The organism is Streptomyces sp. L500 (genome assembly GCF_054551825.1).
The window spans coordinates 1-22,790 of the sequence record NZ_JBTOLC010000037.1; the positions used below are offsets into that span (position 1 = coordinate 1).

General features: G+C 73.3%; 19 protein-coding genes and 2 pseudogenes. 9 read left to right on the top strand and 12 right to left on the bottom strand.

The window, feature by feature from the left end; genetic code table 11:
* Positions 1–186, top strand: a pseudogene (locus ACX9I7_RS25560) (hypothetical protein); the annotation flags it as partial.
* Positions 187–194: 8 nt separating this feature from the next.
* Here the strand turns inward: ACX9I7_RS25560 and ACX9I7_RS25565 are convergent.
* Entirely contained in the window at positions 195–416 is a 222-nt protein-coding gene (locus ACX9I7_RS25565) for a hypothetical protein (RefSeq protein WP_386727285.1), read from the bottom strand.
* A gap of 124 nt (positions 417–540) precedes the next feature.
* Between ACX9I7_RS25565 and ACX9I7_RS25570 the strand changes: the two genes are divergently transcribed.
* Positions 541–1,326, top strand: a complete 786-nt coding sequence (locus ACX9I7_RS25570) for a TetR/AcrR family transcriptional regulator (RefSeq protein ID WP_459388645.1) — start codon at positions 541–543, stop codon at positions 1,324–1,326.
* Positions 1,327–1,483: 157 nt separating this feature from the next.
* Positions 1,484–3,667, top strand: coding sequence for a hypothetical protein (locus ACX9I7_RS25575; RefSeq protein ID WP_459388646.1), 2,184 nt, complete (start codon positions 1,484–1,486; stop codon positions 3,665–3,667).
* A gap of 58 nt (positions 3,668–3,725) precedes the next feature.
* Here ACX9I7_RS25575 and ACX9I7_RS25580 read toward each other — a convergent pair whose 3' ends face one another.
* Genes ACX9I7_RS25580 through ACX9I7_RS25590 form a run of 3 tightly spaced genes read right to left on the bottom strand, consistent with a single transcriptional unit; the run spans position 3,726 to position 6,277 of the window.
* The gene (locus ACX9I7_RS25580) at positions 3,726–4,370 is read right to left on the bottom strand and encodes a dihydrofolate reductase family protein (protein WP_387576731.1); all 645 of its coding nucleotides are present in this window, start codon (positions 4,368–4,370) and stop codon (positions 3,726–3,728) included.
* A 40-nt stretch (positions 4,371–4,410) separates the two neighbouring features.
* On the bottom strand, positions 4,411–5,382 hold the full coding sequence (locus ACX9I7_RS25585; RefSeq protein ID WP_459388647.1) for a GNAT family N-acetyltransferase: 972 nt from the start codon (positions 5,380–5,382) through the stop codon (positions 4,411–4,413).
* A gap of 43 nt (positions 5,383–5,425) precedes the next feature.
* Complete coding sequence (locus ACX9I7_RS25590) at positions 5,426–6,277, bottom strand: chitosanase (protein ID WP_459388648.1); 852 nt, start codon at positions 6,275–6,277, stop codon at positions 5,426–5,428.
* A 266-nt stretch (positions 6,278–6,543) separates the two neighbouring features.
* Here ACX9I7_RS25590 and ACX9I7_RS25595 point away from each other — a divergent pair, with 266 nt between their 5' ends.
* From ACX9I7_RS25595 to ACX9I7_RS25615, 5 genes are all read left to right on the top strand, one after another.
* Positions 6,544–7,311, top strand: a complete 768-nt coding sequence (locus ACX9I7_RS25595) for an SDR family oxidoreductase (RefSeq protein WP_459388649.1) — start codon at positions 6,544–6,546, stop codon at positions 7,309–7,311.
* A 174-nt stretch (positions 7,312–7,485) separates the two neighbouring features.
* The gene (locus ACX9I7_RS25600) at positions 7,486–8,910 is read left to right on the top strand and encodes an MFS transporter (RefSeq protein ID WP_459388650.1); all 1,425 of its coding nucleotides are present in this window, start codon (positions 7,486–7,488) and stop codon (positions 8,908–8,910) included.
* The gene (locus tag ACX9I7_RS25605) at positions 8,907–9,344 is read left to right on the top strand and encodes a MarR family winged helix-turn-helix transcriptional regulator (protein WP_387576745.1); all 438 of its coding nucleotides are present in this window, start codon (positions 8,907–8,909) and stop codon (positions 9,342–9,344) included. Before ACX9I7_RS25600 ends, ACX9I7_RS25605 begins: the two co-directional genes overlap by 4 nt.
* A gap of 53 nt (positions 9,345–9,397) precedes the next feature.
* Positions 9,398–9,961, top strand: a complete 564-nt coding sequence (locus ACX9I7_RS25610; protein WP_387576748.1) for a hypothetical protein — start codon at positions 9,398–9,400, stop codon at positions 9,959–9,961.
* A gap of 65 nt (positions 9,962–10,026) precedes the next feature.
* Complete coding sequence (locus ACX9I7_RS25615; protein ID WP_387576750.1) at positions 10,027–10,863, top strand: DUF4097 family beta strand repeat-containing protein; 837 nt, start codon at positions 10,027–10,029, stop codon at positions 10,861–10,863.
* Here the strand turns inward: ACX9I7_RS25615 and ACX9I7_RS25620 are convergent.
* The 6 genes and pseudogenes from ACX9I7_RS25620 to lanL all read right to left on the bottom strand — a co-directional run bounded on the left by ACX9I7_RS25620 (position 10,844) and on the right by lanL (position 19,942).
* On the bottom strand, positions 10,844–11,539 hold the full coding sequence (locus ACX9I7_RS25620) for an HAD-IA family hydrolase (RefSeq protein WP_387576753.1): 696 nt from the start codon (positions 11,537–11,539) through the stop codon (positions 10,844–10,846). The genes ACX9I7_RS25615 and ACX9I7_RS25620 overlap by 20 nt on opposite strands.
* 62 nt (positions 11,540–11,601) lie before the next feature.
* Positions 11,602–14,328: an NACHT domain-containing protein gene (locus ACX9I7_RS25625; RefSeq protein ID WP_459388651.1), complete on the bottom strand. Its 2,727-nt coding sequence runs from the start codon at positions 14,326–14,328 to the stop codon at positions 11,602–11,604.
* 137 nt (positions 14,329–14,465) lie between these two features.
* A complete protein-coding gene (locus ACX9I7_RS25630; protein WP_387576759.1) occupies positions 14,466–15,785 on the bottom strand; it encodes a diacylglycerol/lipid kinase family protein in 1,320 nt (439 codons plus the stop codon).
* A 151-nt stretch (positions 15,786–15,936) separates the two neighbouring features.
* Positions 15,937–17,018 (bottom strand): annotated as a pseudogene (locus tag ACX9I7_RS25635) (lanthionine synthetase LanC family protein).
* Between the two features lie 87 nt (positions 17,019–17,105).
* Positions 17,106–17,237 (bottom strand): hypothetical protein, encoded by a 132-nt coding sequence (locus ACX9I7_RS25640; protein ID WP_387576765.1) that lies wholly within the window; start codon positions 17,235–17,237, stop codon positions 17,106–17,108.
* 5 nt (positions 17,238–17,242) lie between these two features.
* Positions 17,243–19,942, bottom strand: coding sequence for a class IV lanthionine synthetase LanL (gene lanL, locus ACX9I7_RS25645; RefSeq protein WP_459388652.1), 2,700 nt, complete (start codon positions 19,940–19,942; stop codon positions 17,243–17,245).
* 355 nt (positions 19,943–20,297) lie between these two features.
* Here lanL and ACX9I7_RS25650 point away from each other — a divergent pair, with 355 nt between their 5' ends.
* On the top strand, positions 20,298–21,575 hold the full coding sequence (locus ACX9I7_RS25650) for a phosphatase PAP2 family protein (protein ID WP_387576918.1): 1,278 nt from the start codon (positions 20,298–20,300) through the stop codon (positions 21,573–21,575).
* Between the two features lie 59 nt (positions 21,576–21,634).
* Here the strand turns inward: ACX9I7_RS25650 and ACX9I7_RS25655 are convergent, their stop codons facing one another.
* The gene (locus ACX9I7_RS25655; RefSeq protein WP_387576771.1) at positions 21,635–21,853 is read right to left on the bottom strand and encodes a hypothetical protein; all 219 of its coding nucleotides are present in this window, start codon (positions 21,851–21,853) and stop codon (positions 21,635–21,637) included.
* Between the two features lie 111 nt (positions 21,854–21,964).
* Entirely contained in the window at positions 21,965–22,693 is a 729-nt protein-coding gene (locus ACX9I7_RS25660) for a tyrosine-protein phosphatase (RefSeq protein WP_387576774.1), read from the bottom strand.
* Positions 22,694–22,790 lie beyond the last annotated feature (97 nt).

The window sequence follows — 22,790 nt, forward strand, 5'->3', positions numbered from 1 at the left end:
AAAGAGAACCCCGCCACCATAAGGAGCGTCAAGGACTTCATGCGTTCCTACGGCAAGGGCCCTGTTCACACCCAGCTCTGGGAAATACCCGGCGGCATGCACAACGGCGCCACCTACGGCGCGAACATGGCCGCCCCCATGAAGTGGATCAGCGACCACCTGGACGGTCCGCCGCCGTCCCCCTGACGCGCGATTCACTCGCGGCGGCCGGCGGCCTTCGCCTGCGCGTGGGACCGGCCCGCGAGCACCACACCGGCGGCGACGAGGGCGGCGTGCGCGAGCAGGACCGGGACGAAACCGCCGGGCAGCCACCCGAGCAGGCCCCGGTCGTCGGGGTGGATGACGAGCCGGATGAGACCTTGCGCGAAGACCACCGTCACCGCCGCGCCGATGATCTGCAACACGTCGTACTTCACGCGTTCTCTCCTCCTGTGCGTGCGGATACGTTACAAACGTATCAGCGGAGGAATGCGTAAAGCGCCAAATTCCCTGCACCCTTTTGCATTTCGTCACACTCTTTTCGGCGTTACGATGAAAAGCATGCGTGACGAAAAGGAACAGGCCGCGTGCCCGATGTGCGGCACGCGCCTCGTGCCGGCGCAGCGCGGGCGCCCCGCCGTCTACTGCTCGCGGAGCTGTCAGGCCCGCGCGTACCGGCGGCGCAAACAGCACCCGCCCTCCCCCGGCACCCCGCCCGCGCCAGTGCCGGTACCGGCGCGGGCGTCCGGCACCCGGGAACGTCAGCGGCGCCGGATCGCCGAGGCGCTGTGGCGCGTCGCGGCCGAGCACGGCCTGCACGCCGCGAGCATGCGCCGGATCGCGGAAGGGGCCGGAGTCTCGCTGCGCGTGGTCCAGTACCACTTCGACAGCAAGCACGCCCTCCTCGTCGACGCGCTACGCCTGCTGCACGAGGAGAACGAGCGCCTCGCCAGGGCACGCGTCCCCGCGGACGCGACGGATCCGCGCGCGCTGTTGCGGGCCGTGCTCCTCGAGTTCCTGCCCCTGGACGAGCAACGCGCCCACGCGCTGAAGGTGTTCGCGGCGTACTACGCGCGCAGCCTGACCGATCCCGCCCTCGCCGCCGTCTTCCTCACCGCCGACCAGCCGCTGGAACGATTCGTCGCCGACATCGTCGAGACGGGCCGGGCGGCCGGGATGACGGCGCCGGGCCTCGACCCGCAGCACGAAGCGGACCTGCTCGTCTCCGGCGTCACCGGCCTGGGCCTCGACGTCGTGCACGAGCGCCGTTCGCTCGCGGACGTACGGGCGGTGCTCGACTACCACGTCACGCGTGTCTTCCCGCCACGTTCCGTCACGCCCGCGTGAGACGCCTTCTCGCTCCCCGGCATGCGCCCCCCGCGTGCTCCCGTGCTCCCTTCTCACTCATACGAGCGGGGGCGCACCGGGGCGTGGCCCATGGTTGACTTTCAGCCAACTGCCCGCCAGATGCTGCTGGATACGACCGGCCGGGGAGGGGCTTGCGATGACAGCGGAGACAGGTGACGCCGGGCGTACCGAGAACGCGATGTCGGGTGGCCGGGTGCGCGGTTCGGTGATCCAGGCGAGGAACATCGGGAGGATCTCCTTCGCCGGTCAGCCTAAGGACGACTCCCGGGAGCGGCTGGAAGCCGCCAAGGCCAGGCTGGCGGAAGAGGTCCGGCGGCAGTGGGAGGGCGAGGTGGCCGCCCAGGGGCTGCGGCGCCCGGAGCCCATCCGTCTGCAGTGGGCGAACACGCGCCGGGCGGTGGCCGTACGCACGGCCGTCGCGCCCACGACGCCCGCCGGGCAGCCGGGCCCCTCCCGCGCGACGACGGGCTCCGTCCCCTCGGAAGCGCTGGGGCGCTGCGGCGATCTGGACGGGCTGGTTCAGGCGTTCCGTGCGCTTCCCCAGGGGCACTTGGTGATGCTGGGAGAACGCGGGTCCGGCAAGACCGTCTGGGTAATGCTCCTGACGCTGGGGCTGCTCGGCTCGTACGAGCCGGGTGATCCGGTTCCGGTGCTGCTCACCGCGTCCTCGTGGGACTCGGGGAACACCTGGGTCCCCGGGGTGGAGCATCTGCGGACCTGGCTGGCCCGCCGGCTGGTCGAGGAGTATCCGTTCCTGGCCGACAAGGACGCCTACGGTGCCGGGGTCGCGCAGCGGCTGGTCACCGGGGGGCACGTCTTCCTGCTTCTGGACGGTCTGGACGAGATGTCCGAGGCCCTTCACGCGCCCGCCCTCGGCGAACTGGACGACAGCGGGCAGGAACTGCTGGTCGTCACCTGCCGTGTCGCCGAGTACGAACGGGCGGTCGAGCGCTCGGGACGGGTGCTGAGCCGGGCGGTGGTGAAGGAGATGATGCCGATCGGCGTGCGCCAGGCCGAGAGCTTCCTGACCGCCGACAGACCCTGGGAGGACACCCGCTGGCAGTCCCTGCTCGCGGAGCTCCGCGACCGCCCGGACTTCCCGGACCTCCCGCTGTCCCGGGCCCTGACCAGCCCCCTCATGGTGGCGCTCGCCCGGGTGATCTACGCGCCGCCGGCGAAGGACCCGCGCGAGCTGCTGGGCCTGGCGGACCTCGCGAGCGTCGAGCGGCACCTGCTCACGGCCTTCCTCCCGGCCGTCTACCGGCCGCGTCCGGCGCCGCCCGGGGGCCCGGGGAGGGTTCCGGCGCGCCACGGGCTTCCGGAGGCGCGCGGCTGGCTGGGGTTCCTCGCCCGCCACATGCCGCGGAACGGCACTCACGACCTGGCGTGGTGGCAGGTGGCGTGCGCCGTTCCGGGGTGGGTCGCGGGGCTGGTCTTCGGGGTCGTCTCGGGGCTGATGTTCGGCTTCATCGGAGCGGCGGCGGGCGGGCCGGTGATCGGGCTGGTCTTCGGCCTCTCCTTCGGCTCGGCCGGTTTCCTCGTCCAGGCCGTGCCGTCCCGGCGGCCCGCACCGGCCCGGGTGGAGATCCGGTTCCGGGGCACGGTCAGGGTGTTCGCCCTGAGATTCGCGTTCGGGTGTGTCACGGGCATGGCGCTGGGGTTCGGGTTCGAGCTGCCGTGCTGGGCGCAGCTCGTGCTCGGCGCGCCGTTCGGGCTGGCCCTCGCCCTCCACGCGTGGTTGCGAGCCCCGTCGGACGCGACGAAGGTGGCGAGCCCCGGGCTGGCTCTCGAACAGGACCGGGTGTCCACGCTCGTTCTGGGCATCTCCTTCGCGCTCCCGTTCGGGCTCACGTTCGGGACGGTGTTCGCCTTCACGGATCCCCGGGTCTCCGCCTGGCCGACTCTGGGGCCGGTCGGGGAGCTGACGTTCAACACGGTCTTCGGTCTCGCCGGCGCGCTCGCCGGGTGGACCGTGGGCCATCTGTCGTACGGGCGGGTGGGCCGCTTCGCCTACAGCGCGGTGGGGGCGGTCGTCAGTGGCGTCGTCTTCCCGCCCGCCGACGACCCGGGGTTCGCCTTCGGCACGGGGATCGCCTTCGGGGTGGCGTGCGGTCTGGTGGTGATGCTCGGCCGTCCGTGGGGGGCGTTCGTGTTCGCCCACGCCCTGCTGGCCCTGTCCGGGCGTCTGCCCTGGCGGCTGATGCGCTTCCTTCAGGACGCGCACCGGCGGGGCGTGCTGCGCCAGGCCGGCGCGGTGTTCCAGTTCCGGCACGCGCGGGTGCGGGACCGCCTCACCTCCCACCGCGACGACGACCTGTAGCGCCGGTTCCGCCGCTGGGTCCGGCGGGCTCGGTGGGCTGTGGGCTGTGGGCTGTGGGCTACGGGCGGGAGAAGATCATGTGCGTGACCCCGCCGGGGGTGGTGACGGACTCGGTCCGGAAGCGCTCCTCGAGTCCTTCGCAGCCGTCCCACAGGCGCTCGCCACGGCCCAGGACGATGGGGACGATGACGACGTGCAGGTGGTCGATCAGGTCGGCGGCCAGGAACTCGCGGACCGTGCTCGGGCCGCCGCCGATCCGCACGTCCAGGCCCCCCGCGGCCTCGCGCGCCCGGCGCAGGGCCTCGTGCGGCGAGGCGTCGATGAAGTGGAACGTCGTACCCCCTTCCATCTCCAGGCTGGGGCGGGGGTGGTGGGTCAGGACGAACACCGGCGTCCGGAACGGCGGCTCGGCGCCCCACCATCCGGTCCACTCGTGGTCCTCCCACGGGCCGCGCTGCGGACCGAACTTGTTGCGGCCCATGATCTCGGCCCCGATGCCGGGGCCCCAGGCCCGCGCGAGGGCGTCGTCGACCCCGGCCTCACCACCGGACTCCCCGTGCACCTCGCGGAAGGCGCGCGTCCGGAGGAACCATTCGAGGAGCCGGGTACCGGCGTGGCCGAAGGGCGCGTCGAGGCTCTGCCCTTCGCCGGTGGCGTAGCCGTCGAGCGAGACGGAGAGGTTGTGGACCCTCACACGGGACATGGCGTGGTTTCCAGACTCTCGAAAGGGTGAACGAGGCGGCTCAGTCGAGCGGTTGAGCGTACGTGATGAACTCCCGTTCCGTCACGAAACCCACCCGCCGGTAGAGCCCCAGCGCTCCCGTGGGGTTGGCGGCGTCGACGACCAGCTCCGCCCGGTCGTAACCCTGGCGTCCGGCCCGGGCCAGCGTGTGCGCCAGCAGGGCGCGCGCCGCGCCCCGGCCCCGGTGGGCCGGCCGGGTGCCCAGGTGGCCGATCGCGCAGGCGCGGAGCCCGGTGGCCGCTCCGTCGGCGACGTACTCGTCGGCGAGGAGGTACGCGGCCACGCGGTCGTCGGCGTCGAGCAGGAGGGCGGAGAGCCCGGCGCGGAAGGAACGGTCGCCCGTGAACCAGTTCTCCCAGTCGGTACGGTCCGTCTCGGTGAAGCTCCAGTGGTCGCGGAAGGCGTCGTTGTGCGCGTCACGGGTGGCCTCGTCCAGGGCCCGGTGGAAGGGCACCAGGCGCAGCCCGTCGGGTGTGCCCGGGGTGGGCAGGTCACGCGCGCGCAGCTCGTGTCCCATGCTGAACCAGTAGCGGCAGGGCTTGAACCCGGTGCGCTCGGCCAGGACGGCGAGCCCCTCGTTCGTGGCCACCCCGTCGATCAGCAGCTCTCCCGGCACGCCGGCGCCCCGGTGGTGCTCGGCCCAGATGTCCCGGGCCCGGGTGCGCATCCAGCCGGTGAGGTGCTCCCCGATGCCGCGGCGGCGCCGGGCGGGGTGGACGGCGGCCACGGTGCCGAAGCGGGCGATGTCCCGTACGTTCTCGGGCTCGTACACCATCGCGTACGCCACCAGCCGCCCGTCCTGCCAGACGCCCGTGGTGTTGCGGGCCAGGTCCAGCTTGGGGTCGGTGAGCTCGTGCAGGACGTCCGTCTCGTCCTCGTGCGTGCCGGTCATGTCGACGTGCTCGATCTCTCGCCGCAGCCGCGTGAGGTCTCGGGCGTCGGCTGCGCCGAGCGGCTTGAGGGTGACATTCATAGGGCAAAACGTATATAGGGATAAAGCGCGCGTCGAAGGGTTTTCACGTGGCGTGGCGGTTTTCCGGGCTCGGCCAGTTCCGGATCTCGTAGGGGTCGCCGTAGGTCTTCCAGCGCAGCGGCGGCTGGAGGGTGAAGTTCCGCTCGTTCAGGAAGACGCGCTGCTCGGTGTCGACGCGGCTGGTGTCGCCGTGGACCGTGGCGCGCTTGATGGCGGCCTTGCGCGCGTCGAGGAAGGCGTTGAGGTAGGCCGCCTCGTCCCCGCCCAGGGCCGGTGGCTTCGCCTTGGCCATGGCGTTCTTGCGGATGGAGCCGAAGCCGTTCCGGTCGTCACCGCCACCGTGCATGACGGTGGCGTCGAAGTAGATGAACTGGCCGAGTGTGCGCAGTCCGTCCGCCTTGGCCCGGCGCACCGAGGGATCGAAGTAGACGTGGTCGCGTTCCTCTTCCTGTGCCTCCTGGAACGCCTTGTCGGTGGCGGCCGTCTTCCATGCCTTGACGAACGGGTCACCGAGCCCGACGTGGGAGGAGGTGCCGTTGACCTTGCGCAGGGCGGGAAGGAACGCGGCGAGCGGGTTGGCGGGCTTGTTCCGGGTGTAGAGGGTGACGACGTCGAGCATGTCCCCGGTGCCCGAGCAGAAGCCGATGATGCCGCCGGTGTAGCCCTGCCCGTCGCCGATGTCCTCGATGTACTGGTACTGGCTCCTCCAGTCCAGGGTGGAGTTCTCGGCGCTGGCGACCAGTTCCATCGCCACTTCCTTGGCGGGCGGGCAGTCGAGGCCGGGTTCGGGAGTCCGTGCGGCGCCCACGGTGAGGGCGACCGCCAGGCCGGCGCAGCCGATCCGAAGATTTCTTCGAGCGATCCGCGGGGGTCTTCGGGCTGGCCGGTCGCGCATGGGCTTCTCCCGGGGCGGGGCTCAAGGGCCGCAGGGGGCTGTGGTGGTCCTTGGATAACCGTGGGGCGGCAGTGGCCACAAGCGTCCGGGCCGGGCCCCGGACTTTCCGACCCGCTTGGCTGAACGCGCGGCGCCCGGCGCGGACGGGGTGGGAACGCGGTGGCGGGATGCGGCTGCGTGCTATCCCGGCGCGCGCACGGGGTACCCGTTACTCATCGGCCATCGCCATATGTGAGCCATATGTGAGTCATGTGCGAGGAGGCAGGGTGAGTGACACGTCCGACGCGCCGCTGTCGGGATGCGCCGCGCTGGTGACCGGCGCGTCGAGCGGGATCGGGGCGGCCGTCGCTCTCGCCCTGGCCCGGGAAGGCGCGGGAGTCGCCCTCGTGGCCCGTCGCGCCGAACGGCTGGAGCGGGTGGCCGCCGCGATCCGCCACGAGGGAGGCGCGTGCGCCGTCCTCCCCGCCGACCTGAGCGAGGGCGCGCGGGCCCGCGGTGTCGTCGAGGACGGCGTGCGGGACCTGGGCCGGCTGGACGTGGTCGTCAACAGCGCCGGTTACGTGGCCCGGGGCGCGGTCGAGGCGGGCGACCCGGAAGAGTGGCAGCGGATGGTGGACCTCAACTTCACCGCCGTCCTGAACGTCTCGCGGGCGGTCTTGCCCCACCTGGTGAGCGCGGCCGGGGACGGGCGGCGCGGGGTCGCCGATCTCGTCACCATCAGCTCGGTGGCCGGCCGTATCGTCCGCAAGAACAACAGCGTCTACTCGGCGACCAAACACGCGGTCGGCGTCTTCAGCGAGGCGCTGCGCCAGGAGTTGACCGGCCGGGCCGTCAGAGTGGGCCTGGTGGAGCCCGGCCTGACCAGCACGGAGATGACGGCCGGCGAGGGCTGGGAGCCGGTCGCGCCCGGCATGCCCCGGGAGGCGTGGCTGCGCGCGGACGACATCGCCCGGGCCGTCGTCTTCATGGTGACCCAGCCGCCGCACGCGGCCGTCAACGAGATCATGGTGCGGCCCACGGCGCAGGAGCCCTGAGCGCCGGGGCCCGTCCCGAGAAGAGCCGCCGAGCGGCGTGCCCGGAAGGGCGCGCCGCTCGACGGCGTTCTCGCTTCAGTGAGCCCCGGCCGGAAACCGGTGCGCCCGACCCCGCATTGGTTGTACTCTTTAAATGATTGGACTTATTAAACTAACCTGACCCGGGAGGTCGGTGTGACCTCGGAGTTGCCCTCCAGCCGCCGTTGGCTCGTCCTCGGCATCTGCTGCTCTGCCCTGTTGCTGGTCAGCCTGGACAACACGATCCTCAATGTGGCCCTGCCCTCCCTGCGGACCGATCTGGGCGCCTCGGTCTCGGGGCTCCAGTGGACCATCGACGCCTACGTCGTCGTCCTGGCCTCGCTGTTCATGCTCGCGGGCTCGACGGCCGACCGGTTCGGCCGACGGCGCGTCTTCGTGGCCGGTCTGGCGCTGTTCACCGCCGGATCGGCCCTGTGCAGCCTCGCGCCCGGCCTCGGCTGGCTGATCGCCTTCCGGGCCGTCCAGGCCGTCGGCGGCTCCATGCTCAACCCCGTCGCGATGTCGATCATCACCAACACCTTCACCCGCCCAGCGGAACGGGCCCGGGCCATCGGGGTCTGGGGCGGGGTCGTGGGCATCAGCATGGCGGCCGGGCCCATCATCGGCGGCACCCTGGTGGAGTCGGTCGGCTGGCGCTCGATCTTCTGGATCAACGTGCCCGTCGGGCTGGCGGCGCTGGTGATGACCCTGCGCTACGTACCGGAGTCCCGGGCCCCGCGGCCGCGCCGCTTCGACCCGGCCGGCCAGCTGCTGATGATCGCGCTGCTCGCCTCGCTGACCTACGGGATCATCGAGGGCCGTGCGGCGGGCTGGGGCTCCCCGGAGATCGTCGGCTGCTTCACCCTCGCCGCGGCCGCCCTCGCCGCACTGATCGTCCATGAGAACCGTCGGTTCGAGCCCCTCATCGAACCCCGTCTGTTCCGCAGCGCGCCCCTGGCCGGGGCCACCGCCACGGCGGTCTGCGCCTTCGCGGCGCTGTCCGGCTTCCTGTTCCTCAACATGCTGCACCTCCAGGAACGGCGCGGCCTGTCCGCTCTGGACGCGGGTGTGCACATGCTGCCCATGGCCGCCATGTGCCTGGTCTTCGCGCCGCTGTCCGGACGGCTGGTGGGGGCGCGCGGACCCCGGCTGCCGCTCGTCCTGGCCGGGGTGACGCTCACCGCCAGCGGCGTGCTCTTCGCGGCGTTCGACGCGGAGTCGTCGGACCCGCTGCTGTTCACCGCCTACGTGCTCTTCGGGATCGGGTTCGGGCTGGTGAACGCGCCCATCACCAACACCGCGGTCTCCGGCCTCCCGCACTCGCGGGCCGGGGTGGCGGCCGCGCTGGCGTCCACCAGCCGGCAGGTCGGCACGTCGCTCGGTGTCGCGGTCATCGGCGCCACGGCCGCCGCCGGTACCGGGGTCACCGGCTGGTGGATCGTCACCGGCTGCGGGCTGGCCGTCCTCGCCCTCGGTACGATCACCACCGGCCGCTGGGCCGCTCGGACCGCCGAGCGCGCCGCGACCGGCCTCGACCGCAACAGCCCCGACCGGACCAGGACCTCGGTGACGACCTCATGAGCACGCAGGACGAGACAGCGCGACGGGCCTGGGACAACCTCCGGGAGATCGTCCTCGGCGGCAACGAGCGCCGCAAGGAAGTCGTCGAGGCGCTCGGCATGAGCTTCATCCGCATCAAGGCGCTGCGTCGGATCGCCAAACGCCCCATGACACTGCGGGAGCTGGCGGAGGAGCTGATGACGGACCGGCCGTACACGACGCTCGTCGTGGACGACCTGGCACGGCAGGGTCTGGTCGAGCGCTCGGAGAACCCCTCGGACCGGCGCTCCAAGATCGTCTCCCTGACGCCGGAAGGGCGCGCCGCCGCGGAACGGGCCGACGCCATCATCGGCAAGCCGCCCGCGGCACTGCTCGCCCTGCCGGACGAGGACCTGGCGGCGCTGGAACGGATCGCCGGGCGGGTGGCGAAGCTGTCGGCCGATCAGCGGCGCTGATCGGCCGACGGGGGGCTTTGCGCATGGCGCCATCCTGGCGCCATAATGACGTCATGGACTTGACGCCCTATGTCGACGATCTTCATCGCCAGCTCGCGGTCGCCGCGGAAGCGGGTGGTGAGGAAACGCGGGCCCTCGCCGAGCGGCTCACCGCGCCTCTCGAGTCCGCGGCCCGGCTCACGCTGCTGAACGCGCTCTCCGCCGCCATGGACGAGGTCACCCGTGACCTCGCGCCCGGTTCGGTCGACGTACGGCTGCGCGGGCTCGACCCCGAATTCGTCGTGACGCCGCCGCCCGCTCCGGAGGGCTTCGAGGACGGCCTCGCGCGCGGCGGCGACACGGGTGGCGGCCGTGGCCCCGCCCCGCTGCCTCCGGCGCCCGCCGCGGCCACGATGTCCGCCGAGGGCGACGAGGGCGGCACCGCCCGTATCAACTTCCGGCTTCCCGCGCCCCTCAAGGCCCGGGTCGAGGACGCCGCCGGGCGGGAGGGCCTGTCGGTCAACGCCTGGCTGGTACGGGCCGTCGCCGCGGCCCTCGAGCCCGCCGGCGGCCCTGCCCGGCCCGCCGGGCGGACGCGCCACGGGAACTCGCAGGGCTTCACCGGCTGGGTGCGCTGACCACGCCGCGCCCCGGCCGTTCCGGCTCTTCCCTCATCCACCACAGCCATGAGGACGGCACAGCCATGCCTGTTTTCGACACTCCCGAACCGATCACCGTGACCGTCGAGTTCGAGGTCGGCACCGCCCGGGTCAGCGCGAGCGAGCGGACGGACACCGTCGTGGAGGTCCGGCCGGCCAACAGTGCCAGCGACACCGACGTACGCGCCGCGCAGCAGACCGACGTGACCTACGCCAACGGCAAGCTCTCCGTCAAAGGTCCCCGGAAACGCTCGCCCTTCGGCCGGCCCGGCTCGCTGGAGGTGAGCGTCCAGCTTCCCTCGGGCTCACAGCTGCAGGCCGCCTCTCCCCTGGGCGACTTCCTCTGCGAAGGGCCGCTCGGCGACTGCCGGCTGAAGACCTCGGCGGGCGACATCCGCGTCGAGGAGGCGGCCACCGTCAGCCTCAAGACCTCCCACGGGGACATCCACCTCGGCCGTGCCACGGGGGACGCCGAGATCATCGGGGCCGGGCGCGTCGAGGCCGGCCGGCTCGGCGGCGCCGCGACGGTGAAGAACGTCAACGGCGGGACGACGATCGACGAGGCCGTCGGCCATGTGAAGGCCCACGCCTCCAACGGGCGCATCAGCATCGGCGTCGCGCACACGTCGGTCGACGCGCGCTCGGCCAACGGCGCCATCCGGATCGACGAGGTGGTCAGCGGCCGGGTCACCCTGGCGACCTCCGCCGGGGACCTGGAGGTCGGCGTCCGCGAGTCCACCGCCGCCTGGCTGGACGTCAAGACCAACCTGGGCGCGGTGCGCAACGACCTCACCCCCTCCGACAGTCCCGAAGGGGCCGCGGAGACCGTCGAGGTCCGTGCCCGCACCGCCATGGGCGACATCACCATCCGCCGCCCCTGACCACCCCTCGACTGGAGGCTCGTACCGCGATCTCGACCTCGAGCCGGCCGTCGTGCGTGACGTGGGCGGAGACGGCGGTGAGGTCCTCGACGATCACGTCCGCTTCGAGCTTCTCCGCCGGGTGGGTGGTGGTCAGGGCGATGGTGGTCATGCCTGCCGCGCGCCCGGCGGCCAGCCCGGCCGGCGAGTCCTCGACGACGGCGCAGCGGGACGGGTCGACGCCCAGGCGTTCGGCTGCCAGGAGGAACGGTTCTGGGTGGGGCTTGTGGCGGGTGGTGTCGTCGGCGGTGACGAGCACCTCGGGCAGCATGCCCAGATGCCCGAGCCGGGCCCGGGCCACGCGGCGGGCGCCGGAGGTCACCACGGCCCAGCGGTGCGCGGGCAGCGAGGCCGTGAGCCCGTACGCTCCGGGCACGGGGGTGACGTTGCCGGCTCGGGCGTCGGCCACCTCGGCGTCCTCCAGTCGCCGGACCGCTTCGGCCACCTGGTCGGCGGGCAACAGGTCCGCGATGATCGCCGTGGCGGGACGGCCGTGCACCGGGACCCGCGCCATCACCTCGTCAAGGGTCATGCCGTGGGACTCCGCCCATCGCCTCCATACCCCGCGGGCCACCGAACGCGTGGAGACGACCGTGTCATCGCTGTCGAACAAGAGAGCGTCAATCGGAAATCGCATGGCCGGGAGCGTACCGGTGCCGTTCCGGCGCGCGGGACACGTGTCGGTCGGGTGAAGGGGGCTCAGCTGCCGGACGGGCCGAATTCCTTTTCCCATTGGGCGAAGTCGTTCCTCGTGTCGCCGGCGTTCGTCCGGCGCGTGCGGGGGCCGTCTCCGGGGACGGACGGGAAGGCGGGCGGTATCCAGCGTTCCGCGGCGCAGTCCCGTAGGGCCTCCTCGACCGCCGGGGGCAGGACGGGCCGGCGTCCGATGTCGCAGACGAGGCGCCAGGCCCCCTTGTCCCTCGGGGTGCGGAGGCCGTACGGCACGTCGGGGTGGAGGCGGACGTGGATGCCGTACGTGCCGGTCTCCGCGTTCCTGCCTCGGGATCTGCGGACGGTGACTTCCGCGACGTGGGTCCAGTCGAAGCGGACCTCTCGCTTCGGGGTGGTGAGGCAGGAGATCCGGTGGGGCGATATCCGCAGGTCGGCGGTGCGGCGTGGCAGGAGCCAGGACAGCCCGGAGAGGATGCCGCCGAGGCCGAGGAACAGGGCGGCGGGAGCGCAGAGCCGGGCGGGCTCGCTCGCGCCGCCGCGCAGCGCGACGCCCAGGGTGAACAGGGCCGCCGGGGGCAGAGCCGCCTTGACGGGGGCGAGGGTGCCCCTGCGCACGGTGAGCCGGAAGGCCCAGCCGCCGTCGGACGTGGCGGTGATGCCGTCCTCCGCCAGGAGCCGTTCGTCGTACAGGGAGGTGGAGCGGTTCCGGAGGCCGGTCGAGGTGCTGATCGCGAGCCGCTCCTGGAGCCAGGCGTTCCGGAACTGGTAGGTTCCCGCGACCTGGCGCAGGACGCCCTGGCGGTGGGCGTCCTGAAGGAAGCGCATCAGCGCCCAGGGGGCCTGGCCGGTCAGTGCCAGGGTGGTCCGGGCGAGCGTCCAGCGGCTCCACGGGCTGATCAGGATCAGCATTCCGGCCGCGCCGAGCCAGGTCACCAGCCCGGCCGCGTAGGCCATGGACATGTCGTCCGGCCCGTAGTGGAGGACGCCGGACGCGATGCCGAACAGCGGGCCGATGACGAGCAGGGCCCGGGTGACGGCTGCGTGTTCGGCCCGCAGCAGGGCGCATGGGGTGGTCGCGTTCTCGTCGGCGTCGGAGGGCGCGGTGAAGAGCACGGCGACGGCGAACGCCGCCGTGACGCAGCCCGTGCCCAGCCAGTACAGGCCCGGCGTGGCCGTGTGGAGCACGGGTATTTCGAGGCCGGCCGCGATGGGGACGGCGAGCAGGGCGGCGGACAGGGCCCGGAGCCGTGTCGTGTGCCGCCAGGCGGAGCGCGCCGCCGCCACCGGCCGCAGCAGGCTCACCGTTCGTCTCGGCTCGCCGAAGCGGTGGTCGGCGTACCAGGTCCGTACGAGCAGTTGTGTCGCCATGCCGGTCACCACGCCTGCGAACAGTGCCGTCGAGATCTGCAGCGGCACCAGGTTCGCCAACAGCCCCGTGCCGCCGCCCGACGCCTCGCGGACGCGCCGTCCGAGGCCGGTGGCCAGGGCGGACAGCGTCACCCCGAGGAGCACGAGGGCGGGGAAGGCGGCGAGGCGGGCAGCGGGGGTGCGGTGCAGCCGCCACCAGGCGAGTTCGGTGGTCTCCTGGGCCTGTAAGTGGCGGGCGAGGGCGCCCAGGTGGCGTCGCGCGTGGGAGGGGGACCATCGGCGCGGCGGGTCCAGACGGTCCTGGGAGGGGATCTCCCCCGTGAACACCGACGGGACGAACTGGTCCAGCAGGTGGTCCTCCACGGATCGCCGGGAGGGGAAGCGGACCCGGTCGGTCAGTTCGGCGGGCTCCGACCAGGGGTGTGCGTAGACCGTACGGGCCAGCGACAGCATGAGGGGCGTCGACAGCGCCCCGGCCAGTGGCCCGTCGGGCCGCTCGCGCACCTCGGCGAACACCGGCTCCCAGCGCGGGGACGCGTCCGGGGCGGCGCTGTGGGTGAGGTAGGCGACGGCGGCGGTGGCCGTGACGGGGCGCGCCTCGATGACGGCCGTGTGCCCGAGCACCGTCTCCGGGGAGAGGGCGTCGAACTCGGCGGTGCGGGAGGTGATGATCAGGGGTCTGTCGTACAGGGCGCGGTTCAGTGCCTTCACCGCCGCCGAGCGGCGGGCGCCGGGCATCTCGTCGAGGCCGTCGAGCACGGGCAGCAGCACGGACCCGCTGGTGCTCCACAGCTCGCGGGCGGGGTGCCGGCCGTCGATCCGGGGCAGCCCGGGGTGGTCCTCGGCCAGCCGGCGGGTGAACCACGCGCCGAACTCCTCGCGGTCCGGGTCCCAGGAGGTCAGCGAGAGGAGGACCGGCACGGGGAGGCCCTCGGTGGTCGCGTCGCCGACGCGGCCCGCCAGCCGTCGTCTCAGGAGTTCCATGGTGAGCAGGACGGCGAGCGTGGTCTTGCCGGAACCCGCGGGCCCCAGGAGGGCGAGACGGCGCTTCGGCAGCGTGAGGAACGCGGTGAGCAGGTCGGCGAGTTGGTCGGCCCGGCCTCGGACGTCCCCGCCGGTGTTCGCGGCGTGGTCGGCCCGGCGCCGCCGGGGAGCCCAGCGGACCGCCATCGCGGCCCGGTCCCCGCCCACGTCCCAGGCCTTGGCCTCCTCCCGCCACTGCCGGTGGACGGCCTCGGCGAGGGCGTGCGCCGACTTCTCCGGCGGGGTGGCGGACGGCGGCGCGTGGACGTGGATCTCGCCGAAGTTGTCGCGGAACTGGATGACGATGTCGGCGGTGCCCTGGAAGATGTTGTTCACGTCGCCGCCCGGCTGGCCGTCGGCCATGGCTGCCACCTCGAGTCAATGCGGTGCCCGGCGTTGGCCTGAAGGGAGGGGGCCGGGCGAATGCGGTCACTCTACAACTCTCCTGTTCGAGCGAAGGGTTGAATAGGTCAACAGCTCGATAGGGCGGAATGGCCTGTTCAGGGCCGTCCTGTCGTCGTGGCCAGGGCGTACAGCCGCCGCCAGTCCAGTCGGGGCTTGGCCCGGGGCACGCCCGGGCGGCGGCGCGGGACGCGTACGCGCAGGGCGCCGGGCTCGATCGCGCAGCGTACGGGGGCCGGGAGGGTGAGGGCCTCCCCGTCGATGCCGACGCTCACTTCGGGCGTGTCGGCCTCGATGACCGCCTCGTGGGTGGTGAGGAGCGTGAGGCCCGGCGAGTCGGGGGCGAGCAGCAGGTCGGCCGCCTGCGCGGCGGTGTCGACCTTGACGCCCAGCAGGCCGAGGACTCCGCCGTCGAGCCGGTCGCGCCGTCCGAGGCCCGCGCTGTCGCCGACGCGGTAGGGGTTGTTGCTCACGAGCACGGCCTGCGGGGCGTCGATCGTGTCGCCCCCGGCGTGGACGCGCAGGTGCGGGCCGACGTGCCGGGACAGGGCGTCCGGCAGTAGCCGGAGGATGGTACGGATCTTGTCGTCGCGGTAGGCGCGGCTGCGGACGATGGTGGCGTAGGCGCCGAACGAGGCGTTGTTGACGAAGGCGCGGTCGCCGACGCGGCCGAGGTCCACGCGCAGTTCGACGCCGTCGGTGAGGGCGTCCAGGCACGCGACGGGGTCGTCGCGGTCGAGGCCGAGGTCCAGGGCGAAGTGGTTGCGGGTTCCGGCCGGGAGGACCATGAACGGCAGGCCGTGCGCCGCCGCGACATCGGCCACGAGTGCCTGGGTGCCGTCGCCGCCGGCCACCCCGAGGAGGTCCGCGCCGTCGGCGGCGGCCCGGTGGGCGAGAGCGGTGACGTCCTGGTCGCCGTCCGGGTCGAGGAGCACCACTCGCGCGCCCAGGGCTTCCGCCTTCTCCCGCAGCCCGAACTCCCCGACCTTTCCGCCGCCCGATCGCGGGTTCATGATCAGGTACGGGCGCGACGGCGGTGCGGCGGGGTGTTCCCGGGCCGTGGTCGAGGGACTGCCGGCACCCAGCGCGGTCCAGCCGGCGGAGGCCGCACCGGCCCACAGCACGAGGCACAGCAGGACGAGCCACAGCAGTCCGGCGGCGGTGTAGAGGAAGATCGCGGCGACGGGGGCGGCGACGGCCAGCCCGGCGGCCAGGATCCGTACCGGGCCGCGCCGGGCGGCGGTCCACCACAGGCCCATGACGAAGGCGACGAGCGCGACGGCCCCGACGCCGAGCAGCAGGAGGCTTCTCGGCCCCGCGATGACGAGCAAAAGGATGCCCGTGCCGGCGGCCGCGATCGCCAGGCGCGCGAAGCGGCGTCGCCTGATGGTCTCGTGGGGGTCCGGAGCGCCGTCCATCGTCTCTCCCGTCCACGTGGGTCTCGGTACCACTGTCGGTGTCGTCCAGGGTGTGGGGCCCTGACGCCATTGGACGACGTCGCCCCTCGCCACGCCAACCACCACGGGGAGCGGGAGGCCCCCGGCGGCGGGCGTACGGGAGCGGGGCGCGCTACGCGAGCAGCAGGGCGCGGTCCCACGTGGGCTCGGTATCCGTGGCCGCCGCCAGCAGGGCGAGGGCCACGCCCGCCGCCCCGTCGAGGAAGCCGGGCTCGTCGGCCCGTGGGAAGCGTGTGGCCACCAGCCTTTCGACGGCCTCGGTGAGTTCGGGGTCGCCGGTGTCGTGGGCGAAGCGCGCGGTGATGTGGAGCAGGCCGGCCAGGCCGTGGCACAGGCCGGGGTCGGCGTCGATACGGCGCGCCGCGGCGGGGCGCCGGTGGACGGCCTTGAGCGCGCGTACCGCGAGCTCGCGCGGGGCCGTGTCGCCGAGTGCCGTCCCCGCCAGCCAGAGGGCGCGATGCCGGGGCTCCCCCGGCACCACGAGGCGCGAACGGGCGTGCCCGTGGCCGGGCCGGTCCAGTTGGGGCCCCACGGGTCGTCGGCGCACCGTTCGGTGAGCAGCGCGGCGTACCCGGCGACGGCTTCGCGCTGGCCGGGTACGGTGACGCCCTCCCCGAGGGCCAGGGCCAGCAGGGCGAGCGGTCCGGACACTCCGTGGGCGATGCCGCAGTCGGATGGGGGCCGGCGGCGCGAGAGGGCGGTGAGGACGTCGCGCAGGGCGGCGAGTGAGGCGGGGTCGTGGTGCCGGCCGAGGAGGTGGGCGCCCGCTCCGGTCAGTCCGGAGACGAGGTCCACGGCGCGCTCCGGAGGGTCGTCGCCGAGCTCCTTGGCCCGTCGGGACGCTTCGGTGACGACGTGGGTGTGCGCGGTCGGCAGGTCGTGTCCGAGCACCCGCGCGGCGAGGGCCAGGCCCGCCGCGCCGCCGAAGAGGCCGGCCGAGGCGCCGGTCCGCTCGTACTCCCGTGCCGCCGCGGCCAGGTAGTCCTCGGCGGGCGTCTTCCAGCCCCGGCCGGGCAGACAGCGGTCCAGCTGGTGGTAGGCGAGGGCCAGGCCGGCGGCGCCGGCGGCGAGGTGGGGGCGTACGCGGCGGGGTACGCGGTGCGGGCGGGCGGCGGACAGGACGCGGGCGAGAGTGGCGGCGGCCGTGGCCGGGGACAGCAGGGGGCGCCACGGCCGACCGGGCGCGCCGGTCATGTGTCCTCTCCTCCTCCGTCCGGTCGCCTGGGGGTTCTGTGCGGCCTCCGTCTCCGGTGGGTGGCCGCACAGAACGGTCGGGCGGGGTCAGCCCTTGCAGCGCGGCCCGATCTCGGTGCACTGGCCGCTCGTGTGGTCGGTGTCGCAGCACATCGCGGGTTCCAGCGCCTGTTCGTCGGTCTCCGGGAGTTCCTGGAGCCCCAGGACCATGTCCTCCATGGGTATCACCTCCTCTCGGGTCGGTCCGGGTCAGGGGACGTGTGGTCGGTCCGGTCGGCCATCCAGGGCCGGCCGCCGCCGTGTTTGAGGCGCAGCAGGAGGTCCAGGGCTCCGGCCAGGCCGACGTGGTAGCTCACGCAGAAGTCGCGGAGGGTGTCGTCGGGGACGACCAGCAGGCCGTCGCGCCGGGCGGCCCGTGCGTGGAGGCAGTGGGCGGCCTCGGCGGCCCGGGTCCGGTAGGTGTCGTCGCCGGTGCTGTCGGCCAGGTCGAGGAGCAGCTGGGCGTTGCCCGCCACGCCGTGGCAGGTGCCGGTGCCGAGCCGCCAGCGGTCCCGGTGGGCGGCGCGCGCCGCCAGTTCGGCGTGCTCGCGGAAGCGGGGCTCGCCGGTGGCCCGCCACAGCCGGATGAGGGTGGTGCCGATGCCGGAGGCGCCGTTGCACCAGAAGTCGAGGCCCATCCGCTCGGTGCGGCCCGGTCCCTTGGGCCAGACGGCGATGTCGCCCCGGCGCTCGGCGAGCGCGCACAGCGCGTAGCCGCCGCCGATCGCGATGTCGACGAGTTCCGGGCGGTCGAGCTCGCCGCCGGCGGCGAGCAGGAACGCGGCGTGGCCCGCGACGCCGTGGCCGAAGCCGTACGAACCGGAACCGGCGAGTTCGCGGCGGTGCGGCGGGCCGAGCGGCCAGTCCACTCCCCCGCCGGCCCGGTCGGCCTCGCCGGTGAGGCGGATCACGCTGTCCGCGCAGGCGGACGCCCGTTCGGCGAAGCGCTCGTCGCCCGTGGTGCGCCACAGGCGCAGCTGGGCGAGCCCGGCGCCGGAGAGGCCGTGGCAGATGTCCGGGTCGGCACGGTCCAGGGGGATGTCGAGGGCGTACTGCCGGGCGCGGGCCGCGAGGCCGGGGTCGTCGAGTGTGCGTGCCGCGTCGTGCAGCGCCCAGACGGTGCCGGAGCGGCCGAAGTAGAGCCCGGGCAGGATCCGGCCGGGCAGGGCGAGTCGCGCGTCGATCCAGTGGGCGGCCGTCCTGAGCAGGGGTGCGAGGGCGGGAGCCTCACCGGTGCGGACGGCTTTGTCGAGTACGGCGAGGACGCCCGCCGCTCCCTGCTGGAGGTTGCAGGGGTCGCCCTCGGGCAGGGAGGCGGGCCTGGGCCACAGGTGCGCGGCGGTGGGGTCGGGGTCGACGGTCGCGGCGATGTGGGCGAGGCCGTCGCCGAGCAGACGGTCGAGGGCGGGGCCGGTGAGGGCGGGCGACGGGGTTGGGGGCGGGGCGGCCGGTTCGGCTCGTAGGAAGGCGGTCGCCGCCTCCAGTGGCAGGCGGGCCGGTGGGTCGGCGGTGAGGCCGAGGACGAGGGGCGCCAGGGCGCGGAGGGCGGGGCAGTCCGGGGCGGCGGCCGCCACGAGCGTCGCGAGGCGTTCGCCGGGCGGGCGCGCGGGCGGGGTGTCCGGGGCGAGGACGGGGTTGATGCCGGCGGTGGCGTGCAGCAGGGTGACGCCCAGGCTGTAGCAGTCGGCCTCGGGGCCCGGTGCGGGACCGGCCTCCGTCCGGGAGAGGTGTTCGGGCGCGGTGAAGCCCTGGGTGCCCAGCACGGGGGCCGTGTCACCGGTGCGTACGGCCCCTTCCAGGTCGACGAGGACGGGCGTGCCGTCGGGCCGCACGAGGACGTTGGTCGGCTTGAGGTCGCGGAGCACGAATCCCGCCGCGTGCACCACGCCGACCAGGCGGGTGAGGTCGCGCGCGAGCCGCCAGGCGTCCGCGACCGGTAGCCGGCCGCCGTGGCGCGAGGCCCTGTCGGCCGACCACTGCTGGAGGTTCTCGCCGTCGATCAGGTCCTCGGCGAGGAAGACGTGTCCCCCGGCCTCGAAGACGCCGTGCGGGGCGGGCGCGACGCCGTGCGGGGCCAGCAGGGACAGCACCTCGGCCTCGTGCCGCAGCCGGTCCCGGGCGTCGGTCCCGCCGGGCTGGGCTCCGACGTGCGGCCGGGCCTCCTTCAGGAGGACGTCCCGGCCGGTGTGGCGGTCCCGGGCGCGGTAGACGCCGCCGCGGTTGGAGTGGCGGATCGCCTCGTGGACGAGGTAGCGGTCGGCGAGGAGGACGGGGCCGCCCCGGGAGCGGGGGCGTTCGGGGACGTCGTCGAAGGGCGGGCGGGCCCAGGCGGGGGGGGAGAACCAGGGGTTGCGTTCGTCGGTGACGTACGTTCCGTCGGGTGCCCGGAGCCGCCCGCGGTAGAAGCCTTCGTCGTCGAGCTCGCGCGGCGGGGAGAAGCAGCCGTAGCGGTAGTGGACCAGGCTGCCGGGGCGGTACCGCCGGTCCGAGAGGATCACGGGGCCGGCGAGTCCGAGGGTGGCCCGGTGCAGCTCCTCGGCGAGGGTGCGCAGCTGCTCGTCGTCGGCGGGGTAGGCGGTGAGGAACTTGCCGGAGTGCGGCCTGGGGGCCCGTACCGAGGTGAGGTCGGCGGTGACGCGCGGCGACACGGCGAATTTGAACGCGCAGCCGTGCGCCACGAGGACGCGGGCCGCGTGCTCCAGCACCTGGTGGGCCGATGCGACGGTCGCCGACACGTGGAGTTTCCAGCCCTGTCGCCGGGGGCGGTACCCCGGTGGCGCGAGCTCGCACCACGTCTCGCCGTTCCTCATGCTCCACGCGGAGCGCTCGGCCCCGAGGATCCGCGTGGCGATCGACTGGTAGCTCGCCCGGGGGCCCACCGTCACGCCGTCAGAATGGCACGGGCCCCGGCCCTGGGCAATGGTCCCGGCGGTGGGCGCGGAGGGTTCCGCCGGGGGCTGTCGGCACAGGTCAAGGGCGTGGTGGGAGCCGTCGGGCGGCGGCCGGCCCGCGTACGGGCCATGACCGGCGAAGCCACCCGTATCGCACCAATGGCATGATCGGACTCTCGACGAGCGCCCCCTCGCCCGTCCCGCACCGGAAGGCCACGCTGTCCGGCACGAAGAGTGACCGCTTTACCCAACGTCTAACAAATCGGCCAAACAATTGATATCTATAAACCACAGAAGTGAGTTCGCCGCGTGGCGTCGGCCACGGGTGATCCTGTGGGCCACGGCGGGTGTGGTGGCCCTTGGATTCCTCATCGCGCTGGAGATCGTCGCCCGTCGCTGCGCCGGTGTACCGGGGCCGATCACCAATCAGGCGAAAGAGGTGATTTTCGCCCCCAAGCCGGGGCCGCTGTACGGCGGTCTGGCGTTGATGATGGTGGTGCTCACCTGGCGGCAGCGGTTCATCGCGGCCGGTGCCGCGGTCGGCATCGACGTCGTCTTCGTGCTGGTGCGGTGGGCGGTCGGCGCCGACATGTCCGACGGCCGTTACTTCGGCAACGGCGCGTTGTGGGTGATGCTGGGCTGCGCCGTCATCGCCGTCACGCGCCGCACCGGCCGGGAGCGCGTCCTGCTGCTGCAGGGCGTCGGGCTGGGCCTGCTGCTGGTGGCCGGTCGCAAGACCGGCGACACGTGGCTGCTCATCACGTCGAAGACCCGCCCGACGGTGCTCGACCAGTACGTGGCGACCGCCGATCACGCGCTGGGCAACCCGTCGTGGCTGGCGGGCCGGCTTCTCAAGGCCACCGGCCCGGTCGGCGTCCACGTCCTCGACCTGGTCTACGCCCAGCTCGCGGTGGCGGCGGTCGCCGTCGCGCTGTACCAGCTGCGGAACGTGGCGGCCGAGCGGCGCTTCCCGAGCCACCACCTGGTGCGCACCTTCCTGGTGATCGGCCTCCTCGGGCCGGCCGTCTACATGATCTTCCCGGTGGTCGGGCCGATCTTCACGTACGGTCCGGGCACCTCCGGCACCGGCGGCCTGCAATGGGCGGTGGCCGACCTGTGGCCGCACACTCCCCCGCCGATCGGTGCCCCGCACCCGGTGCCGTACGACGGGATCACCCCGCGCAACTGCATGCCCAGCCTCCACACGGCGTGGGCCACCGCGATCTTCATTCATTCCCGCAAGGGCCCGCGAGCCCTCCGGTACGCGGGAACGTTCTGGCTGATCGCCACGCTCAGCGCGACCCTGGGATTCGGCTACCACTACGGCGCGGACCTGATCGCCGGTGTGGTGTTCTCGCTCACGATCGAGGCGGGCCTGCGCTCGCTCGACCGCGGCTGGGACCGGTCGGGAACCCGGCTGGTCGCCTACGGCGCGACGGTCTTCACCGCGCTCCTGCTGTCCTACCGCTATCTGCCGGTGGAGATGGCCGAGCATCCGTGGCTGGCCGGACCGCTCCTCGTCCTGGCGATGGCCTCGGTGATCTACGGCTACGTGCGGACCACCAGGTCGTGGGAGCCGAAGGCCGCGCCGGCGCGGCTACCGGAACCGCGACTCGAACTCGTATGAGTCACTGACGACGTCGATGACGACGGGAGCCACCTGCCCTGCCGGGCAGGTGGCTCGCGTCATTCGGGCGGATCACTGCTGGGGGACGACTCCCCGCGGTGGCCCCAGCCGAGGACGTCCTGCTCGGGCGCGGGCTTGTAGACACTCCGCGTCGTCTCCTCCGCTTCCTTCCCGGCTTCTACCGCCGCCCTTTCCTTCTTTTCCCGCTTTTCCCGCTGCTTCCGCTCGTGTTCGGCGGCGCGGGATTCCTTGTTTCCCCATTTCGGCAGTCCGACCATGGCGGGCCCCCTCTCACATCGGACTTCCGCCACAATTTCAGGTTCACACGGGGGCGCGGGGCGCGCATCCGGCCGCCGCGGCGCCGTCGGCGACACCGGAGGCCGGGCCGCTCAGGGTGTCAGGAGCTGTCCGCGAAGCGCCGCCACCAGGTCGTCGTCGACACCGAGCCGCTGCCCGGCGTAGCCCCGGACCGACCCGTACCGCGCGGTCAGTTCGGCCATGAAGAGGCGCATGATCCCGGCCGGCGCGCGGCCGTAGGCGGGCCATCTGAGCGTCAGATGCGGATAGCCGGCATGCCATTCGGCGACCAGGTGTTCAGTAGCCAGCCCGGTGAGGGCGAAGTCGGCGACGATGTCGTCCTCGCGCACGCCGATCAGGGCGAGCACCAGCATGGCGAGCAGGCCGGTGCGGTCCTTGCCGGAGTGGCAGTGGAAGACGAGCGGTCCGGTGTCACCGGCGACGATCTCCAGGGCGCGGCGGAGCTCCTCGACGCCGTCGTGTGCCACTTCGGCGTATCGGTCGGCGAGGTAGCGGGCGGGTTCGACATCGGGGCCCAAGGCGGCCTGGTCGTACGGGCGGTGCTCGATGCTCAGGTTGTGGTAGGCGAGCGAGGGGTGGTGCGGGACGCGTCCGCTGCGTTCGGCCTCCCAGGGGTGTCTGAGGTCGATCACGGTGCGGACGCCCAGCGCGAGGAAGCGGTCCCAGTCCTGGTCGCGCAGCTTGCCCAGTGAGTCCGAGCGGAACAGCCTGCCCCACCGGACCGTGCGCCCGTCGGCGGCCGGGTAGCCGCCGAGGTCCCGGAAGTTGTGGAGGCGATCGAACGTGATGTGTCTCCTCACGCCGTCACCCTACGGCCGGGCGTGCGGGCGCCGAGGCCCGTTCCCGCGACGCGTCTGGGATCCTTGGGGTGACAGGCGGTGTGCCGGACACGGGTCG

Bases quoted from the DNA above. Each gene is read 5' to 3' on its own strand.
- ACX9I7_RS25570 (WP_459388645.1), top strand. From the start codon at position 541: ATGCGTGACGAAAAGGAACAGGCCGCGTGCCCGATGTGCGGCACGCGC.
- ACX9I7_RS25575 (WP_459388646.1), top strand. From the start codon at position 1,484: ATGACAGCGGAGACAGGTGACGCCGGGCGTACCGAGAACGCGATGTCG.
- ACX9I7_RS25580 (WP_387576731.1), bottom strand. From the start codon at position 4,370: ATGTCCCGTGTGAGGGTCCACAACCTCTCCGTCTCGCTCGACGGCTAC.
- ACX9I7_RS25585 (WP_459388647.1), bottom strand. From the start codon at position 5,382: ATGAATGTCACCCTCAAGCCGCTCGGCGCAGCCGACGCCCGAGACCTC.
- ACX9I7_RS25590 (WP_459388648.1), bottom strand. From the start codon at position 6,277: ATGCGCGACCGGCCAGCCCGAAGACCCCCGCGGATCGCTCGAAGAAAT.
- ACX9I7_RS25605 (WP_387576745.1), top strand. From the start codon at position 8,907: ATGAGCACGCAGGACGAGACAGCGCGACGGGCCTGGGACAACCTCCGG.
- ACX9I7_RS25610 (WP_387576748.1), top strand. From the start codon at position 9,398: ATGGACTTGACGCCCTATGTCGACGATCTTCATCGCCAGCTCGCGGTC.
- ACX9I7_RS25615 (WP_387576750.1), top strand. From the start codon at position 10,027: ATGCCTGTTTTCGACACTCCCGAACCGATCACCGTGACCGTCGAGTTC.
- ACX9I7_RS25620 (WP_387576753.1), bottom strand. From the start codon at position 11,539: ATGCGATTTCCGATTGACGCTCTCTTGTTCGACAGCGATGACACGGTC.
- ACX9I7_RS25625 (WP_459388651.1), bottom strand. From the start codon at position 14,328: ATGGCCGACGGCCAGCCGGGCGGCGACGTGAACAACATCTTCCAGGGC.
- ACX9I7_RS25630 (WP_387576759.1), bottom strand. From the start codon at position 15,785: ATGGACGGCGCTCCGGACCCCCACGAGACCATCAGGCGACGCCGCTTC.
- ACX9I7_RS25640 (WP_387576765.1), bottom strand. From the start codon at position 17,237: ATGGAGGACATGGTCCTGGGGCTCCAGGAACTCCCGGAGACCGACGAA.
- ACX9I7_RS25655 (WP_387576771.1), bottom strand. From the start codon at position 21,853: ATGGTCGGACTGCCGAAATGGGGAAACAAGGAATCCCGCGCCGCCGAA.